Consider the following 18269-nt stretch of genomic DNA (forward strand, 5'->3'; position numbering starts at 1 on the left):
TTCCGCGTCCTGCCGCGGCGGTGAACGATGGCGGAACAGCGGGTGCGGCTGTACGGTCTCGCTTGTCCGGCGGGACGGTCCGCTGGTCCGGTGGCCCGGTCCACCTGTTCGCTCGCTCGCTGGTCCGCGCCGATGGCGCGTTCTGCGGTCTGGAGGCACGGATGCGGTTCACGACGACGGTTCTGCAGGCACGGGGGACGGCCACCGGACCGCCCGTGCCGCCGGAGGTCGTCGAGGCGCTCGGCGCCGGGGGTCGCCCGGCCGTGGTCGTCACGATCGACGGCGGCTACACCTACCGGTCCACGATCGGGGTGATGGGCGGGCAGTCGCTCGTCCCGCTCTCGGTCGAGCACCGCCTCGCTGCGGGCATCGCGGCCGGGGACACCGTCGACGTCACGCTCGAGGTCGACACCCTGCCGCGGACCGTCGACGTGCCGGAGGACCTGGCGCACGCGTTCGAGGCGGCCGGGGTGCGGGCGGCGTTCGAGACGCTGTCGAACTCACGGCAGCGCGCGCTCGTCGACCCGGTGGTGCAGGCGAAGGCGCCGGAGACCCGGCAGCGGCGCATCGACAAGGCCGTGGAGGCTCTGCAGGGCTGAGCGGGGTCGGGCGCGTCTGGATGGCGTCGCCTGGATGGCGTGGTCGGTCGTTCCGGGCGTCCCTGGTGGTCCAGGACGACCGGGTACGCCCGTTCCGGCCGGGTGTCCGGTGCGGTCAGCCGCCGAGCTCCACCAGCACGCGCGGGATCTCGGCGAGCAGTTCGCTCGCCAGGTAGCCGAGCGGGCCGACCTGCACGGCGAGACGGTCGCCCGCCGCGGCGTGCACGGAGGACGCCCACGCCGCCGCCTGTGCCGGGTCGGCCCCACGTGCGAGCAGCCCGACGACGACACCGGAGAGGACGTCGCCGCTTCCGCTGGTCCCCAGGCCTCCGGCACCGGTGCCCTTCACCCAGACCCGGCCGTCCGGTGCGGCGACGACGTCCGACAGTGCGACGACCGCGCCGAACCGCTCGGCGATCTCCCGGGCGTCGGCGACGTCGTCCTCGCCGCAGTCCCGTCCGAGCAGCCGTTCGGCCTCGCCGCTGTTCGGGGTCATCACGAGGCGTCCGCGCAGGGGTTCGAGGCGGTCGGCCACGTCCGCCGCGACGCCGAGCGCGAAGGCGTCGAGCACGACCTTCGTCTCCGGTCCGACGACGTCCGCGATCCGTGCCACGAGGTCACGGGCACCGTCGGGATGGTCGAGTCCGGGGCCGATCAGGACCGCGTCCGCGCTGCCGGCGTCGTCCGCGGCCGCGTCGATCGCACCGACCGCGATGTGGCCGGCGTCGTCCTCGTCGAGGGGCTGGACGCCGGACTCCGGGACGGCGACGGACACCTCCGCTGCGACGCTCGCCGCGACGGCGAGGGTGAGCCGCCCCGCGCCGACCCGGAGTGCGGCGAGCGCCGAGAGCATCGCCGCACCCGGTGTCCGCGCCGCTCCCCCGATGACGAGCACCTGCCCGCGGCCGTACTTGCCCGCGCCGGGCTCCGGGAGCGGCCACTGCCGCAGGGCGTTCGGGGTGATCGGCTCAGGCGACACGGGTGTCGTCCTTCCGCCCGCTGTGCTCGGTGACCTCGTCGTCGTCGAGGTGGCCGACGGCCGAGAACTCCTCGAGCGACCACGGTGCGCCGACGGTGTCCCGTCGGAGTCGCGTGAGCGAGGCGTTCGCCACCGTGTGCTCGGCCGCGAAGGCCATCAGCTCCGGTTCGTCCAGGTCGAGGCACACGGCCACGGTGAGCATCACGACGGCGTCGTGCGCCGCGACGAGCAGCCGCTCCGGTCCGTCGAGCCGGTCGACGTCGTGCAGCAGCGACCGGAGGCGCAGCATCACGTCCGCCCAGGACTCCCCGCCCGCCGGCCGGTGGTAGTACTTGCCGAGCCACTGCCGCCGGCGTTCCTCGTCCGGGTACCGGTGCTGCACGCCCTGTCGGGTGAGCAGGTCGAGCACGCCGAGCTCACGGTCCCGGAGCCGTTCGTCCACGCGCCGGGTGGGCTCGTCGATGCCGCCCGCCTCGAGCGCGGTGGCGATCGTCTGCTGCGCCCGCAGGTACGGCGACACCCAGAGCTGCACCGGCACGTCGTCGACGCCGCGGTCCGCGAGCTCACGGCCGAGCGCCCGCGACTGCTCCCGACCCAGCGGGCTCAGCGGGACGTCGGCGTCCCGGTGTCCCGCGTCGATCACGTCTGCTCCGTCGGCCTCGGCGCGGGCAGCGGCGACGTTCGCCTCCGACTCCCCGTGGCGCACGAGCCAGATCTCCCTGACAGCCATGGCGCCACGGTAACCAGGCCCCGCTGTGCCCCTTCACCGCCTCGGGCTCACCACGTCGGTCGGCTCGGACGAGCGCTGCGCACCGGGCGGACCGGGCACGGCAGACCGGCGGCACGGAACCGACGGACGAGGAGGTCCGGGTCGAACAGGTCTCGCCACTCGAGGCGGACGATCGCTCGGACGACCGGGACGGTGAGCAGTCGCTCGTGCCGTCGTTTCTCGGCCACGAAGACCTCGGTCGGGGAACGGCCGTCGCGGTAGCGCTCCTGCGAGTACTTCGCCCGTCCGTCGATCTCGATCACGACCCCGTGGTCCGGGAACCAGAAGTCGACCGAGTACCGGTGACCGTCCACGACGAAGTCCTGCTGGAGCACCGGTGTCGGGAGTCCGAGTTCGAGGAAGACCACCCGCGCGAACGACTCCGCCGGCGAACCCGAGCGGCCGTCCGACAGCTCGAGCACCCGCTCCACGGTCCGGCGGCTCCGAGCACGCGGGTCGACCGCCGCTCGGAGCGTCGCTCGCGTCGTCCCGGTCGCGAGAACCCGGTCGGTGACGACCACGGCGGTCCGCAGGTCGGCGGCCGAGGCGATGTCCACCACGGTCCGCGGGACGGAGGTGACCGAGATGCCGTGCGCCTGCTCGCGTTCGTCGTCATCGAGCGGCCGGGTGTGGAGCACGAGATCGGCGGTCCGTCGGCGGTACATCGACTCGGGCACGGTGGCGTGCACGGGGACGTCCCACCCCTTCAGGACGGGGAGGCCGTGGATCGCTGCCGCTGACACGTGCGACGCGGAGGCCCGGGTGCCGAGCCGACCGAGCCGTCCGTGGACGCGCGTGACGTACCGCTGCCGGGGCCCGGCGGCGTCCCACAGCGCACCCTCGACGAAGGCGTTCGGCCCGACGCGGACCAGGCGGTCGGCCCCGGCGATCCTGGTCCGCCGTCGCAGGGTCGTCGCGTCGCAGGAGGTCTCCCGCGCCGGACCCGCGCGGAGGATCGGAAGAGGTCGTTGCATGCCTCGACGGTGCCCGATCGCCACGGCCGGACGGAGGCCGACGTCGAGAACTGTGGACGAGCCTCCAGGCCGTCGCCCCTGTGGAGGAGGCGACCGACCGCCGTACCGAGCACGATCGGGCGTACCTGGTCGGTCGATGCGACCAGGTACGCCCGGAACAGCCAGGTATGCCCGGAACCACCCCGCCTCAGCCCCGCCGCACCCGCAGCGTGACGATCTCGAACGGCCGCATCGTCAACACGACCCGTTCCCCGGCGCCCCACGACCCCGACCCCAGCGGCCGCTCGAGCAGGTCCACCCGCTCGACCGCCGCGACGTCGAACCCGAGGTCCACGCCCACGTCCGCCGCACGGCCGCCGGTCGCCTCGTACAGCCGCACGACGACGTCGCCCGAGCGGTCCTCGGCGAGCTTGACCGCCTCGACGAACACCTGCGGCGACGACACCGTCACGAGCGGCTCGACCGTGGCCGAGCCCGGCACGGCGCGCACCGGCAGGTTGAGCCGGTAGCCGGAGTTCGCCGCGTCGAGCACCGAGTCGCCGACGCGCAGCACCGTGCGGAACACGTGGTGCCCCTGGTCGGCGTGCGGGTCCGGGAAGGTCGGCGCGCGCAGGAGCGACTCGCGCACGAGCGTCGTGGTCCCGCCGTCCGGACGGGTCGAGCGGGTGATGTCGTGCCCGTAGGTCGAGTCGTTCGCGACCGCGACACCGAACCCCGGCTCGGCGACGTGCACCCAGCGGTGCGCGGACGTCTCGAATCGGGCCATGTCCCACGAGGTGTTCTGGTGCGTCGGCCGGTCGATGTGCCCGAACTGGATCTCGCTCGACGCCGCGGCCGCCCGCACGTCGAGCGGGAACGCGAGCTTGAGGAGCTTCTGCCGCTCGTGCCACTCGACCTCGGTCTCGACGAGCAGCTCCGGCTGCCCGACGACCGCCGAGTACCGCGTGGTGATCGACGAGGACCCGAACGGCCGCTCGACGACGACGGTGTCGCCCTCGACCGTGACCGACGCGGCCGCGAGCACGGTCCCGTTCCGCTGGTAGGCGCGGTCGATGTCCCACGCCTCCCACTGGTTCGGGGTGTCGCGGAACACCGTGTACTGCGCGGCGACGGCCCCGGGGGCGACCGCGTCCCGACCGGACCGGTGCTCGACGAGGGAGACGACGTGGCCGTCCGCGTCGATGGTCGCGGTGACGACGCCGGTGTCGAACACCAGGTGGTCGCCGTGTCGGACGGGAGGCACGGGTCGCGCCGCGTCGGCGGGCGCACCTCCCAGCGCGGTCACCCCGTCCGCCGCCACCGGCGCGGCGTTGAAGCGCACCACCCGACCGCCGTCGGCGGTGCCGCCGCCGGTCGCGAGCACGCTCGTCGCGCTGCCGATGAGCTCCTCGAGCACGGCGGCGACCCGGGCGTACTCGGCCTCGGCGTTCTCGTAGACCCACGCGATCGACGACCCCGGCAGGATGTCGTGGAACTGCTGGAGCAGGACCGTGTGCCACACCGACTCGAGTGCGTCGTACGGGTACTCGGTGCCGTGCCGGACCGCGGCGGTCGCGGCCCAGGTCTCGGCCTCGCGGAGCAGGTGCTCGGAGCGGCGGTTGCCCTGCTTCGTGCGGATCTGCGACGTGTAGGTCCCGCGGTGGAACTCGAGGTACATCTCCCCGGACCACACCGCGGGGGTCGGCAGCGCGCGCTCGAGCTCCTCGAACACCTGCGCCGGGGTCCCGAGGTCGACCCGGGGCGACCCGTCCAGGTCGTGCTGCCGGCGGGCCGCGGCGACCATCTCACGCGTGGGGCCACCACCGCCGTCGCCGAAGCCGTACAGCAGCATCGAGGTGTTCGCGACGCCGCGCTCCTTGTTCTGCCGTTCACCGCGGTGCAGGTCGGCCGCCGAGACGTCCGAGTTGTACGTGTCGGCCGGGGGCAGGTGGGTCAGGACGCGCGAGCCGTCGATGCCCTCCCAGTGGAACGAGGTGTGCGGGATGACGTTCGTCTCGTTCCACGAGGGCTTCTGCGTCACGAACCACTTCGAGCCGGCGGCACGGACGATCTGGGGCAGGGCGCCGGTGTAGCCGAACGAGTCGGGCAGCCACGCCTCGGGGGTGTCGACGCCGAACTCCTCGAGGAAGAACCGCTTGCCGGCGACGAACTGGCGGGCGAGGGCCTCGCCACCGGGCAGGTTCGTGTCCGACTCCACCCACATGCCGCCGACCGGGATCCAGCGTCCCTCGGCGACGCGCTGCGTGATCCGTGCCCAGATCGACGGGTAGCCGTCCCGGATCCAGGCGTACTGCTGCGCCGACGAGCACGCGAAGGTGAAGTCGGGGTCGCGGTCCATCAGGTCGAGGACGTTCGAGAACGTGCGCGCGCACTTCCGCACCGTCTCGCGCACCGGCCAGAGCCAGGCGGAGTCGATGTGGGCGTGCCCGACGGCGATCGCCCGGTGCGCGGCGGCGCTGGCGGGCACCGCGAGGGCGGGCGCGAGGACCTCCCGCGCCGCCGCGGCGGTGCCGGCGACGTCGTCGGGGTCAAGGGTGTCGGCGACCCGTTCGAGCACGCGCAGCAGGTCGGCCCCGCGGGTGCCGTCGGTCGGCAGCTCGGCCATCAGACCCCGGAGCACCCGGACGTCCTGCTGCAACTCCCACACCGTGTCGTCGCGCTCGACGAGCTCCAGGGCACGGAGCCGGTAGATCGGCTCCGTGCCGGCGGTGGCCCGCGACCCGAGCGGCGTCGCACCCTGGAAGTGGTCGCCGCCGATGTCCGGGTTCGCGGCCGCCTCGACGTAGAGCTCGAACGTGCCGCCCGCCCCGACCTCGAGCGGCACGGTGTCGTTGAGCGGCTCGATGCCCTTCACGGTCGTGCCGTCCGGACGCCAGGCGAGGCCCTCCGCCTGGAACCCGGGCTGGCGCCCCGAGAACCCGAGGTCGACCCGCAGCTCGGCGGTCGTGCCGGGGTCGGTGCCGAAGTCGACGGGCACCGTCCCGCGCACCCGGAACCAGGTCGTCCCCCACGGTCGTCCACCCCAGGCGTCGCCGACCCGGAACGGCGTGTACTCGGCCGCGACGGCCTCGGCGAACGGGACGGGTTCACCGGGGACCTGCCACGCGTCGATCGTGACCGGGGCCGACCGCCGCAGGACGGCGGGGTCGATCCGGTCGCGGACGAGTCGGGCGATCCGGGCTTCGACGAGCGGTTCGTCGTGGTGCATGGAGTGGTTCCTTTCCAGCAGGGAGGCGAGTGTCAGCCCTTGATGCCGCCGGCGAGGGCGTTCGCCCCGCCGAGGCCGCGCGAGACGAGGACGTAGAGGGCGATGACGGGCACGGAGTAGACGATCGAGAACGCGGCGAGCTGCCCGTACGCGACGGCTCCGTTCTGCCCGAAGAAGTTGAAGATGCTCACGGCGGCGGGCACCTTGTCGGGCGAGAGCAGCAGGACGAAGGGGACGAAGAAGTTCCCCCACGCCTGGATGAACACGAAGATGAACACGACCGCGATGCCCGGGCGCATGAGCGGGATGACGATCCGCCACAGCGTGGTGAACATCGAGGCGCCGTCGGTCCACGCGGCCTCCTCGAGCGAGATCGGCACCGAGTCCATGAAGTTCTTCGCCATCCAGATCGCCATCGGCAGGCTCGTGGCGGCGAGGAAGAAGATGCAGCCCCACACGTTGTCGATCAGGTTGAGCGACACGAACAGTGCGTACACGGGCACCATCATCGCGGTGACCGGCAGACCGGTGCCGAACAGGATGCTGTACAGGAACGGCTTGTTGACGCGCATCTTGTAGCGCGACAGCGGGTACGCGGCGAGGATCGCGACGACGACCGTGACGACCGCGGTGCCGCCGGAGAGCAGCAGGCTGTTGCCGAGCGGGATGAACGACAGCTCGGGCGTGAGCACCTTCGTGAAGTTGTCGAGCGTGAACTGCGTCGGGAGCTTCACGGACAGCGACGCCTGCGTGTCGAACGAGGCGAGCACGAGCCAGAGCAGCGGCACCGCGAAGCACACCGCGATGACGAGCAGCACGACGTTCGACACCCAGCGCATGGTGCGGCCGCGCGGCGACGTCATGTGCAGCGAGCCCGGGGCGGTGACCGAGCGCGTGACGTTCGACACGGGGTGGTCGGGGATGGTGACGGCCATCAGTCGACCTCCGGCTTCAGGGCCTTGATGTAGATGATCGAGAACACGGCACCGACCACGAGCAGGATCGTCGCGATCGCGGTCCCGAAGCCGAGCTGCGAGAACTTGAACGCCTCCTGGTACGCCAGGATCGGCAGCGTCGACGAGTTCGTGCCCGGGCCGCCGCCGGTCATCACGAAGATGAGCGTGAACACCGACAGGGTCTGCAGCGTCGTGAGCATGAGGTTCGTCGAGATGGACCGCCGGATCACCGGCAGCGTGATGTAGACGAGCCGTTGCCACCCGGCCGCACCGTCCATCTCGGCCGACTCGGTGATCTCCTCGGGGACCTCCTGCACGGCGGCGGAGTACACGAGCATCGAGAACGCGGTGCCGCGCCAGATGTTCGCCACGACGACGGCGACCATCGGGTACGTGTACAACCAGTTCGCCCCGGTGATCCCGATCGACGACAGGACCGTGTTGAGCGTGCCGGTGTCGTTGAAGAACGCGTACGCCGCGAACGACGCCACGATCTCCGGCAGCACCCACGCCGCGACGACGAACGTGCCGACGACCGCGCGGACGACCCGGTTCGCGCTGCGCATGAGGAGCGCCAGTCCGAGTCCGAGGACGTTCTGGCCGACGACCGCCGAGGCGAGCAGGAACACGACCGTGAGGACGACGGACTTCGGGAAGTCCGGGTCCTGGAACAGTTCGACGTAGTTCTGCAGGCCGACGAACTGCTGGTTCGCGGCGCTCGCGCCGGTCAGCGCCGAGTTGGTGAAGGACCCGGAGAACGACGAGACGACGGGGCCGAGCAGGAAGACGACGAGCAGGACGACGGCCGGCAGCATCGGGACCGCTCGGCTCGCCTGCCGCAGGGTGCGCCGCCGACGCGGCGTCGGCGGGTCGGTGCGCTTCGGCGCACCGGGCGCCGACAGCGTCGGCGCGAGAGGGGTGGTTGACACGGTGGTTGCCTTCCGGGTGCGCCAGGGGTTGCGAAGGTGGGGAGCGACGGACTGGAGGCGCGGTGCACGCGGTGGTCCGCGCCTCCAGACCGTCGACGGGTCGCGCCGCTACCCGGCGTCGACGGTGTTCTTCTCGCCGACCACCTGCTGGACCGACCGGTCGTAGGCCTTCGCGGCCTGGGCGGGTGTCTGCTGCCCGGTCATCACCGACTCCATCGCGACCTGGATCGCGTTCGAGACCTGCGAGTAGTCGCTCGTCGCCGGACGGAAGTTGGTGTGCTGCACCAGCCCCGAGAAGAACGAGAACGTCGGGTTCGCACCCGTGTACGTCGGGTCCTCGGCGACGTCCTTCCGGACCGCGATCTGGCTGTTCTCGGTGTCGTACTTCAGGGAACCGTCCTTGCTCAGGAAGGTGGAGATGAAGTCGAACGCCGCCTTCGGGTTCTTCGAGTTCTTGCCCACCGCGAGCGTCCAGCCGCCGGACATCGAGTTGTAGCCCGGCTCCTGGCCGTTCTGCGTCGGGAAGGGCGCCTGCCCCATCACGTCGTTCCACTGCTTCCACGGAGCGGTGCCGGACTCGAGCCACGAGCCCGACTGCCACGAGCCGTCGAGGTCGATCGCGAGCTTGCCCTGCGGCAGCCACGTCTGCGTGATGGTCGTGCCGACGTTCGTGTCGAGCGCCTGCTGCGGGGTCGGGCCGAGGCCGCCCTGGTACACGTCCTCGACGAACTGCAGCGAGTCCTGGAACTGCTTCGAGCCGACGACCCACTTCTTGTCCTTGTACAGCGTGTTGCCGTCGCCCTCCGCGCCGTACAGGAGCATCTCGAAGCCCTGCATGGTGGACGCTTCGCCCTGCGCCTTGCCGGAGTAGATGTTGAACGGGATGACGCCCGCGTCCTTCTCCTTGATGGTCTTCGCGGCGGCGAGCACGTCGTCCCAGGTCTTGGGCTCCCACGGGACGGGCAGGCCGACCTTGGCGAAGATGTCCTTGTTGTACCAGAGCGCCCGGGTGTCGGTGCCCATCGAGACGCCGTAGATCTTGCCGTCGTCACCCTGTCCGGCCTGCTTGGCGTTGTCGTAGAACTGGTCCCAGTCCTTCCACTTCGCCACGTAGTCGTCGAGGGGCAGCAGGTAGCCGGCCTCGGCGTCGGACTTGATGAGGAAGGTGTCCTCGTACATGACGTCCGGAGCGGTCGCGGGCGCCTTGTTCATGAGCGCGAGCTTCGTGTAGTAGTCGTTGCCCTGGGCCTGGATCGGGACGAGCGTGACCGTCTTGCCGGGGTTGGCCTTCTCGTACTCGGTCTTGACCTCCTTCATCTGGGCGTCGAGCTGCTGGAAGGCGCCGTACTTCTGGTAGGCGATCTTGATCGCGTCGCTCGAGGCGGACCCCGAGCTGGAACAGCCAGCCAGCCCGACCGCGGCGACTGCCACGGCTGCGAGGCCGGCGATGATGCGGGTGCGGCGTTTCATCGGTGCTCCTTTGCACGGGATGTCCGCGGGCTCCGTCACCCGCGCGCAGGATTAGTACAGCGTGTGGACTTAATCCGTGTCAAGGGGTGCGGGTCACGGATGGGCGTCGGATCGGTGGTCGTGCGGGGTGGGTTCGGTCGTGCGGGGTCGCGGGGTCGCGGGGTTGCGCGGTTGCGCGGTTGCGGGGTCGCGGGGTTGCGAGGTTGCGAGCGACACCGCCGCTGTCGTCCGACGTCCGCGATGTCGCACGGGGCCGGCGGGTCGGCGCCGAGCGCTGGCGAGCGACTCGTCCGCTGTCGTTCGACGTCGGAGAAGTCGCTCGGCGCTGCCGAACCGAACCGAGCCCGCGCGCCCGAGCCCGCGCTCGCGCGCGACCGCGCTGCGGTCGGCGAGCGGGGTCAGTGCCGGATGAGCAGCGCGCTCGCCCGCGGGGACAGTGCGGCGTCGAGCACGAGGCACGCCGCTCCGACCGCCGCGACGTCCGCACCCCGACCACTGTCCTGCACCGCGATCGGGTGCTTCGGGACGAGGTTCCGGGAACCGATCACGGCCTCGCGGGCGGCGGGCAGCGCGACCGGGGCGATGTCGGACCAGAACGGACCCCCGAACACGACCCGGTCGACGTCGAGCAGGTTGACGATGAGCACGACCGCGTTGCCCATCACGGTGCCGGCATCGGCCGCGAGCGACACCGCCGCCGGGTCGCCCGCGCGGATCGCCTCGCCGAGGGCGGCCCAGGAGCGCTGTACCGCGGCGACGTCCTCGACACCGACGTCGAGCACGCCGACGTCGAGCACACCGGCACCGGCACCGGCACCGGGTTCGCCAGCCCCGCCGCCGAGCCCGCCGCCGTCGGCCACCGCACCGCCGTGACCACCGCGCGTCCCGTCCACCCCGAGCCGCAGCCCCCGCGCCGCCCCCACCCGCAGCAGCCGACCGGGTGCCACGGTCGCCCCGACCTCCCCGCGGGAGCCGGACCCCTCGGGCGTCCCGGCGAGGGCACCCTGCTCGACCATGATGTGCCCGGCGTCCCCGGCGTTCGACCCCACCCCGCGGACGGGCTCGTGGTCGATCGCGAGCCCCACGCCGAAGCCGGTGCCGAAGTACACGAAGGCGAAGTTCCGCGCCGAGGACTCCCCCGCCAGGAACATCTCGCCGACCACCGCCGCGGTGACGTCCTTCTCGAGCAGCACCGGGAAGCCCGTGGCCTCGGCGATCGCGTCGCGCAGCGGCACGTCGCGCCACCGGGGCAGGAACGGCGGGTCGAGCACCACGCCGGCGTCGACGTCGATCGGCCCGGGGCTCGCGATGCCGACCCCGAGCACGGCATCGACGTCGACGCCCGCCCCGCCGACGAGCCGTCCGACCGCCGAGGCGATCGTGTGCACGACCTCGGTCGGGTCCTCGGCGGACGGGGTCGAGGTCGTGGACTCCGCGACGACGGACCCGGCCAGGTCGAGGAGCACGTACGTCACGACGGCGGGGTCGACGTGCACGCCGACCGCGAACCGGCTCGAGGCCTCGAGCCGCAGGATCGTCCGGGGCTTGCCGCGTCCGGCGACGACCGTGCCCGACTCGACGATCATCCCGGCGTCGATGAGGAAGCGGGTCACGTTCGACACGGTCTGCGCGCTGAGGCCCGTCCGTGCGGCGAGCTCCACCCGGCTCAGTCCGTCGGGCGAGCGGCGGACGGCGTCGAGCACGACGGTGCGGTTGAAGCCGCCGATCGACGGCATGTTCGCGCCGCGTCGGTGCTCCGCCATGTCCGCGACCCTACCGCGACGGATCAGCCCCTCCAGGACGGACGACGCGCGCGCAGCGGCGCCGCCGCCGACACCACCCGCAGCAGCGACGGCCGAGGCGCGACGACACCGCACCGCCGGATCACCGGCCACCACGACTCGGACACCGCAACGGTGCTGCAACGGTGCCGTCACCGACCTGGCCCCCGACCGGGTGCACCGATACCCTGACCCCATGTCCGACCTGCGCCTCGTAGAACTCTCCGCGACCACGGCAGCCGCGGCCAACTCCCTGACGCTCAAGCCGGGGCAGGAGGAGTTCGTCCAGCCGACGACCTACGGCGTCGCCGAGTCCGACGTCAAGCCGAGCTCGGCCTGGACCCGTGTCGTCCTCGACGGTGACGAGGTGGTCGGCATGATCATCGGCACCTTCGACGAGGACAACGCCGCCGAGGAGCTCCGCAGCGCGATCTGGCGCGTCAACGTCGCCGCGTCGGCACAGGGTCGTGGCGTCGGTCGCTTCGCGGTGCACGGCCTGGCGGACGAGGCCCGCAGCCGCGGCTTCGAACGGTTGACGGTCGTCTACGAGCCCGGCGGTGAGGTCGGCCCCGAGGCCTTCTTCCGCGCACTCGGCTTCTCGGTGGTCCGCGAGACCCAGTACGGCGACCACTTCGCCTCGCTGACGCTCTGACCGACGACGCGGCCGGCACTCCCGACCCCGAGGACTTCGGCGCCGCCGTCGCCGAGGTCGTCCGGTGCATCCCGGCGGGCCGGGTGATGACCTACGGCGACGTCGCGGCGGCGCTCGGCTCGCGCGCGTCCCGCGCGGTCGGCAAGGTGATGGCGCACGAGGGTTCCGACCTGCCGTGGTGGCGCGTGGTGCGGTCCGGCGGGCTGCCGCCGGTGCGGCACGAGGCCCGCGCGCTCGAGCACTACCGCGTCGAGGGAACGCCGCTCGTGCAGGGACGGTCGGCCTGGAGGATCGACATGCCCCGTGCGCGCTGGTCACCCACCACGGACGCCGACGACCGGTCCTGACCCGCCTCGGCGGTCCGGCCGCCGGCCCGGCGCGGTCCGGCCACGGTCGCCGCGTCCCGCGCGGCGCGACGTGCTCCCGCGCAACCAAGAGCACGTCGCACCACGGCGATCCGTGGTGCGACGTGCCTCCGGTTGTGCGCAGCGCGCGACGGCCGACCGCGTCGGGCCCGGCCCGGCCCTGGCCGGGCTCGGTCCGGCCGCCGGCCCGGCGCGTCACTTGTAGGCGTTCACCGACCCGGCGTCCATGCGGACGGTGCCGTCGGCCTCGACGACCGGGCGACGCTCGGACCCCGGCTTCGAGTACGCCTCGAGCTTCTCGATCCGGACGTGGTCGCCGTTCGTGATGACGGCGGGCACGCACGTGTAGACCTTGTCGTTCGCGTCGGCGTCGCGCGCGGCGATCTCGACGACGTCACCGGCACCGTTGTCGACGGCCGTGCTCACCTGGTACCGGCGGAACGACCCCGTGCCGTTCGACTGCGCGGAGTACACGACCGGCACGATCCGCGCGATCGAGGGGTTCAGCGTGATGTCGATCACCTCGTCCGCCATGGTCGTCCGACCGGCCCCGCGACGCTCGTCCCCGCGGTGCACGACGGCGCCGTCGGCGGTGCGCGGCGAGGACTTCCGGTCGTCCTTCGTCCCGAACTGCGCCACGGTCTCGACGTGTCCGTCCTGGTACTGCACGAGCGCGAACACGTCGTAGTCGGTGGCGTTCGGCCACGAGATCGTGACGGTGATCGTCGGGGTCTTCGTCAGGCTGACGACCTGCCGCTTCTCGAGGCTGATCCGCCCCTTCGCGAGCCCCAGGTCCGACGCCGGGGCCGAGGCCGCCGCCGCGGTCGTGGCCCCCGCAGCGGTCGCGTCGGGCGCTGCCACGCCGGGTGCTGCCCCCTCGGGCGTCGTCGTGGTCTTCTTCTTGCCGATGCCGAACATCTGGTCCCCCCGGGTCCGTGGTGTGGTCGACGTCCATCCTGCCCGACGACCGCGCTCCGGCGTCAGTCGAACCGCACGCCCTTCGGGTTCGTGGGCAGCAGGAAGAGCACGAACAGCACGATCGAGCCGACGACCGGCAGCACGTGCAGGAACTGCCAGAAGCCGGACAGGTTCGCGTCGTGCAGCCGCCGGGCGCCGAGGGCGAGCGAGCCGACCAGCGTCGCGAGCCCCCACAGCACGAACAGGTACGAGCCGACGGGGTTCTCGAGCATCGGCGCGTCGGGGGTGAACGCCTGCGGTGCGAGCTGCAGCACGAGGCCGATCGCGAACCAGGTGATCCACCACCACCAGAACTCGGAGCGCGAGGCCCGCCCGGTGAAGACGGTGTACTTCCGCCAGAAGCGGCGCAGGGCCTCGGTGAACGGTGCCCCGTAGAAGGGGTCGCGCAGGGCGACGCCGCCGGGCTGCACGCTGTCGTTGCTCATCCCCCAAGACAACCACGTGCGCGCAGCCCGGCGCCGCTCACACGAGCGAGTCCCGCCACGCCGCGTGCAGCTGGGCGAACCGCCCGGTGCCCGCGATGAGGTCGTCGGGCGTGCCGTCCTCGACGATCCGGCCGTACTCCATCACGAGCACCCGGTGGGCGATCGCCACGGTCGACAGCCGGTGCGCGATGATCACCGCGGTGCGGTCGGCGAGCAGCGTCTCGAGGCCCTCCTGCACGAGCCGCTCGGACGGGATGTCGAGCGACGCGGTCGCCTCGTCGAGGATGAGCACCTTCGGGTCGGCGATGAACGCCCGGGCGAACGACAGGAGCTGCCGCTGCCCTGCCGACACCCGGCCACCGCGCTTGTTCACGTCGGTGTCGTACCCGTCCGGGAGCGCCGTGATGAACTCGTGCGCGCCAACGGCCCGGGCGGCCGCCTCGATCTCGGCACGGGTCGCCCCGGGCTTGCCGAGCGCGATGTTGTCCGCCACCGAGCCCGAGAACAGGTACGCCTCCTGCGTCACCATGACGATCGCACGGCGCATGTCCTTCGGGTCGAGGTCCCGCAGGTCGACGCCGTCGAGCTGCACGGAGCCCGTCGTCGGGTCGTAGAAGCGCGCCATCAGCTTGGCGAGCGTCGACTTCCCGGCACCGGTCGACCCGACGAGCGCGATGGTCTGCCCCGCCGGGATGTGGAGGTCGAACTCCGGCAGCACGACCTTGCCCGCGTTGTACGCGAACTCGACCCGCTCGAAGTCCATCTTCCCGGTGGCGTCGGGCAGGCGGACCGGCTTCACCGGATCCGGCACGCTCGGCCGTTCCTCGAGGACGCCCGAGATCTTCTCCATCGCCGCCGACGCGGACTGGTACCCGTTGTAGAACATCGCGAGTTCCTGCGCGGGGTCGAAGAACCGCTTGGCGTACAGCGCGACCGCGAGCAGCGCGCCGACCTCGAGCGAACCGCCGACGATCCGGAAGCCGCCGACGATGACGACCGCGGCGAGCGTCGCGTTGCCGATGAGCACGAGCACCGGGTCGAACGTCCCGAACAGGTTGAACACCTTCGTGTTCGCCACCCGGTACTGCTCGACGTACCCGCCGTACTCGTCACGGTTGCGGGACTCCTTGCGGAACGCCTGCACCGCCCGGATGCCCGTCATCGTCTCGACGAAGTGCACGATCACCCGCGCCGACGTGGTGCGGGTGGCGCGGAACAGCGTCTGCGACCGGGTCTGGAACCAGCGGACCAGGAACCACAGCGGCACGAGCGACACCGCGAGCACGAGTCCGGACGTCGGGTCGAGCAGCACCAGGGCGATCGCCGTGAACACCATGTACAGCACGCCCTGGATGAGCTGGTTCAGCCCGGAGTCGAGCAGCTCGCGGATCGAGTCGAGGTCGCTCGTCTGGCGCGAGATGATCCGGCCGGACGTGTACGTCTCGTGGAACTCGAGCGAGAGCCGCTGCGTGTGCAGGAACACGCGCTTCCGCAGGTCGAACAGGATCGCCTGGCTGATCCGGGCCGCGAGCACGGTGTACCAGGCCGTGAGCACGGCGCCGAGGATCGCGACCACGACGTACGTCGCGACGACGCCGAACGCCGGCGTCCAGTCGTCGCGGTCGAGCACCGCGGGCAGGGCGTTGTCGATGCCCCACGCGATGAGCGCGGGGCCGGCGACGGTGCCGGCGGTGGAGACGACCACGACCACGCCGAGCCAGACCAGGCGCAGCTTCAGCGGTGCCGTCAGCGAGCCGAGCAGGGCGAGCGAGCGGCGCCGCAGGCGCTTGCTCTCCGCCTTCGTGTAGTCCTGCCGCTCCTCGCCGCGCACGCCGAGGGTGGTGACGGACGCGGTGATCGGTGCGGCAGTCTGCGTGTCCGCAGCCTCGGCACCGACGGGATCCGTGCCTCCCGGCCCGGCTGCCGTGTCGACGGGCGGGAACTGGTCCTGCTGGGTCATGCCATCGCCTCCTCTCGGGCGGGTGCGTCGTCCTCGTCGAGCGAGGAGATGACGTAGCGGTAGTGCTCGTTGGTGGCCATCAGCTCCGAGTGGGTGCCGACGGCGGTGATCCGGCCGCCCTCCATGAGCGCCACCCGGTCGGCGAGCGTCACGGTGGACGGGCGGTGCGCGACGATGAGCGACGTGGTGTCGGCGAGGACCCGGCGGAGCCCGGCCTCGACCCGCGCCTCGGTGTCGACGTCGAGCGCGGACAGCGGGTCGTCGAGCACGAGGACCGACGGCCGCGCGGCGATCGCGCGCGCGAGCGCCAGGCGCTGCCGCTGCCCACCGGAGAGGGACAGCCCCTCCTCGCCGACGCGGGTGTCGACGCCCTCGGGCAGGTCGTCGACGAAGGACGCCTGCGCGATGTCGAGGGCCTCGCGCATGATCCGCTCGGCCTCGTCCCCGCTGAGGTCCGGACGCCCGAGCAGCACGTTGTCACGCACGCTCGTCGAGAAGAGCGTGGCGTCCTCGAACGCGACGCCGACGTGCCGACGGAGCTCGGCGCGGGTGAGGTCACGGACGTCGACACCGTCGATCGTGATCGAACCGCCGGTGACGTCGTAGAGCCGCGGGACGAGCGACAGCAGCGTGGTCTTGCCGCTGCCGGTCAGGCCGACGAGCGCCATGGTCTCGCCGGGCTGCAGCTGCAGCTCGACGCCGTCGACCAGGTCCGGGTACTCGTCGGTCGCGTCCTGGTACCGGAAGTGCACGTCGTTGAACGACAGCGCACCGTGCGGTTCCGCGATGGTCTTCGGCTCCGCGGGGTCCTGGATCGTGTTCTCGGAGTCCATCACCTCGAAGAACCGGTCGATCGCGGTGCGGGTGTCGAAGGTCATCGACAGGAAGAACCCGATCGACTCGATCGGGAACCGCAGCACGGTCGCGGTCGCGAAGAACGCGAAGAGCTGCCCGACCGTCATCTCGCCCTGGGACGCGAGCCAGATGCCGGCGAGCAGGCACAGCGCGAACGCGACGTCGGGGACGAGCAGCAGCCAGAGCCAGATGCCGGCGATGGCCTTCGCCTTCTCGATCTCGGTGCCGCGGAGCGCCTCGGCCTGCTCGCTGAACTCCTCGAGCTTGCTGCGGCCGCGACCGAACGCCTTGAGCACGCGGATGCCGTGCACCGACTGCTCGACGCTCGTCGCGAGGTCACCGACCTGGTCCTGGCTGCGGCGCGCGACGATCGAGTAGCGGCGCTCGAACAGCAGCGCGGTCACCCAGATCGGGATGCACGCCACCAGGAAGATCACCCCGAGCAGCCACCCGAAGGTGAACAGCACGACGAAGCCGACCGCGATGGTCACGATGTTCACCACGAGCAGGACGACACCGAACGCCAGCCAGCGACGGATGAGCGACAGGTCGGACACCGAGCGGGACAGCAGCTGCCCGGACTCCCAGCGGTCGTGGAACGACACCGGCAGGTCCTGCAGCTTCGCGTACAGCGCGTTGCGCATGTTCGACTCGATGCGGGTCGAGGGCCGCATCACCAGTCGGCGGCGCGAGGCGATGAAGAACGCCTCGAGGGCGCCGAGCGCGAGCACGGCCAGGCCGGCCGGCCAGATCTGCCCGGCGTCGCCGGTCGACAGCGGGCCGTCGACGAGCCACTGCAGCACGTAGGGGATGGCGAGCGCGACGAGCGAGGCGCCCATCGCGGCGGCCACGCCGCCGATCAGGCGCCCGCGGTACGGGCGCACGTAGGGCATGATGCGCGCGATCGCGCGCAGCGTGGAGGGTCGGTCGGTGGGGGGTCGGACGGTGGACGGGCGCGCCTGGTCGGGCGTCTGGGACATGGGTTGCGTCCTCGTGCATCTGCCGTCCCACCCGGTCGGGTCGTCGGTCCGCCGACGGGTCGCGTCGGTGGGCGTCGGACCGGCCGGGAGGCACGGTGGGCGTTGCGTGGTGGGCTCCGGCCGGGCGCGTGGTCGCGCCGGCACCGTCACGTGGTGTGACGGCACACGGGCCGGTCGTGCCGGGGGACGTCGGTCCCCCGGGCGTCGAGCGGGCGGTGCGCGCCCGACGACGGGGTCGTCGTGCGCGCGGGGCGTCGGGGGCGTCTGGCTAGACGGCGGCCACGGCCGGGGTCGAGCGCGGCTGGGCCGTGCGGGACCTGGGTCGCGTATCCGGGGTGTTCCCCACGAGGGACACGATCCCCGTCCGGGCAGCCGATGCCACTGTGCCG

15 protein-coding genes are annotated in these 18269 nt (G+C 72.0%); 3 read left to right on the top strand and 12 right to left on the bottom strand.

Annotated features, from left to right (window positions below; translation table 11 throughout):
* Positions 1 to 161: 161 nt before the first annotated feature.
* Complete coding sequence (locus tag QOL16_RS15715) at positions 162 to 599, top strand: YdeI/OmpD-associated family protein (protein ID WP_071284309.1); 438 nt, start codon at positions 162 to 164, stop codon at positions 597 to 599.
* A gap of 115 nt (positions 600 to 714) precedes the next feature.
* Here the strand turns inward: QOL16_RS15715 and QOL16_RS15720 are convergent, their stop codons facing one another.
* The 8 genes from QOL16_RS15720 to QOL16_RS15755 form a co-directional block, all read right to left on the bottom strand.
* A complete protein-coding gene (locus QOL16_RS15720; protein ID WP_071246160.1) occupies positions 715 to 1578 on the bottom strand; it encodes an NAD(P)H-hydrate dehydratase in 864 nt (287 codons plus the stop codon).
* Positions 1568 to 2308 (bottom strand): histidine phosphatase family protein, encoded by a 741-nt coding sequence (locus QOL16_RS15725; RefSeq protein WP_071284198.1) that lies wholly within the window; start codon positions 2306 to 2308, stop codon positions 1568 to 1570. The genes QOL16_RS15720 and QOL16_RS15725 overlap by 11 nt, the downstream gene beginning before the upstream one ends.
* A gap of 47 nt (positions 2309 to 2355) precedes the next feature.
* Positions 2356 to 3321 carry a hypothetical protein gene (locus QOL16_RS15730; RefSeq protein WP_071284202.1) on the bottom strand — a complete coding sequence of 322 codons (966 nt, stop codon included), beginning with the start codon at positions 3319 to 3321 and terminating at the stop codon, positions 2356 to 2358.
* 187 nt (positions 3322 to 3508) lie between these two features.
* The gene (locus QOL16_RS15735; protein WP_071284205.1) at positions 3509 to 6529 is read right to left on the bottom strand and encodes a glycoside hydrolase family 38 C-terminal domain-containing protein; all 3021 of its coding nucleotides are present in this window, start codon (positions 6527 to 6529) and stop codon (positions 3509 to 3511) included.
* 32 nt (positions 6530 to 6561) lie between these two features.
* Positions 6562 to 7392 (bottom strand): carbohydrate ABC transporter permease, encoded by an 831-nt coding sequence (locus tag QOL16_RS15740; protein WP_139197367.1) that lies wholly within the window; start codon positions 7390 to 7392, stop codon positions 6562 to 6564.
* 71 nt (positions 7393 to 7463) lie between these two features.
* Complete coding sequence (locus QOL16_RS15745) at positions 7464 to 8414, bottom strand: carbohydrate ABC transporter permease (protein ID WP_139266379.1); 951 nt, start codon at positions 8412 to 8414, stop codon at positions 7464 to 7466.
* Between the two features lie 108 nt (positions 8415 to 8522).
* Complete coding sequence (locus QOL16_RS15750) at positions 8523 to 9884, bottom strand: extracellular solute-binding protein (RefSeq protein WP_071284208.1); 1362 nt, start codon at positions 9882 to 9884, stop codon at positions 8523 to 8525.
* A 398-nt stretch (positions 9885 to 10282) separates the two neighbouring features.
* Complete coding sequence (locus QOL16_RS15755) at positions 10283 to 11647, bottom strand: ROK family transcriptional regulator (protein WP_071284211.1); 1365 nt, start codon at positions 11645 to 11647, stop codon at positions 10283 to 10285.
* A 214-nt stretch (positions 11648 to 11861) separates the two neighbouring features.
* Between QOL16_RS15755 and QOL16_RS15760 the strand changes: the two genes are divergently transcribed.
* Both QOL16_RS15760 and QOL16_RS15765 read left to right on the top strand, forming a co-directional pair.
* A complete protein-coding gene (locus QOL16_RS15760) occupies positions 11862 to 12317 on the top strand; it encodes a GNAT family N-acetyltransferase (RefSeq protein ID WP_065964415.1) in 456 nt (151 codons plus the stop codon).
* Positions 12314 to 12664 (top strand): MGMT family protein, encoded by a 351-nt coding sequence (locus QOL16_RS15765; protein WP_071284214.1) that lies wholly within the window; start codon positions 12314 to 12316, stop codon positions 12662 to 12664. Before QOL16_RS15760 ends, QOL16_RS15765 begins: the two co-directional genes overlap by 4 nt.
* 213 nt (positions 12665 to 12877) lie before the next feature.
* Here the strand turns inward: QOL16_RS15765 and QOL16_RS15770 are convergent, their stop codons facing one another.
* The 4 genes from QOL16_RS15770 to QOL16_RS15785 all read right to left on the bottom strand — a co-directional run bounded on the left by QOL16_RS15770 (position 12878) and on the right by QOL16_RS15785 (position 17880).
* A complete protein-coding gene (locus tag QOL16_RS15770) occupies positions 12878 to 13600 on the bottom strand; it encodes a TerD family protein (RefSeq protein WP_071284219.1) in 723 nt (240 codons plus the stop codon).
* A 62-nt stretch (positions 13601 to 13662) separates the two neighbouring features.
* The gene (locus tag QOL16_RS15775; RefSeq protein WP_065964423.1) at positions 13663 to 14085 is read right to left on the bottom strand and encodes a DUF805 domain-containing protein; all 423 of its coding nucleotides are present in this window, start codon (positions 14083 to 14085) and stop codon (positions 13663 to 13665) included.
* A gap of 37 nt (positions 14086 to 14122) precedes the next feature.
* On the bottom strand, positions 14123 to 16045 hold the full coding sequence (locus QOL16_RS15780; protein ID WP_254780235.1) for an ABC transporter ATP-binding protein: 1923 nt from the start codon (positions 16043 to 16045) through the stop codon (positions 14123 to 14125).
* Positions 16042 to 17880, bottom strand: a complete 1839-nt coding sequence (locus tag QOL16_RS15785) for an ABC transporter ATP-binding protein (protein WP_071284222.1) — start codon at positions 17878 to 17880, stop codon at positions 16042 to 16044. Before QOL16_RS15785 ends, QOL16_RS15780 begins: the two co-directional genes overlap by 4 nt.
* Positions 17881 to 18269: the final 389 nt, after the last annotated feature.

Origin of the sequence: Curtobacterium sp. MCBA15_004, from assembly GCF_001865055.2 — a bacterium.
Classification (GTDB): Bacteria; Actinomycetota; Actinomycetes; order Actinomycetales; family Microbacteriaceae; genus Curtobacterium.